The sequence below is a fragment of the Pelomicrobium sp. G1 genome, from assembly GCF_051905455.1.
Taxonomy (GTDB): Bacteria; Pseudomonadota; Gammaproteobacteria; order Burkholderiales; family UBA6910; genus Pelomicrobium.
The window spans coordinates 1-366 of the sequence record NZ_JBQACR010000170.1; the positions used below are offsets into that span (position 1 = coordinate 1).

The 366-nt window shown below is 67.2% G+C and carries 1 pseudogene; it reads right to left on the reverse strand.

The features are described from left to right. A pseudogene (locus ACTFO6_RS18025) lies at window positions 1-311 on the reverse strand (TonB-dependent receptor); the annotation flags it as partial. Window positions 312-366: the final 55 nt, after the last annotated feature.

Below are 366 nucleotides of genomic sequence, written 5' to 3' on the forward strand. Positions count from 1 at the left end.
CGGTAGGTCACGTCGGGCTGGAAGGGATTGTTCTGGGCCTGGTTGACGTGAACGCTGCCCAAGTTGCGCACCATGAACTCGGAAAGGTCCAGGGGGTTCTGGGTCTGAATCTCCCGGTCGGTCGCCGCCTGGACGTTGGCGGGAACCTGCTCCAAGGGCACGCCCAGGTCGGGCAAGGGCGTGGTACCGATCACTTCCACCGTGGGCGCCTCCAGCCGGGTCGCCCGCTCTTCGGCGTGGACGACCCCCGCCACCCCCAGCGCCCCGATCGTTCCCGCGAGCCAGCCCGCGAGCGCGTTCTTTTTTGTCATGCTCCCCCCTGGTGACCGAAATCGCTGGCTTCGTCGAGCCTGCGGCCTGGAGCTT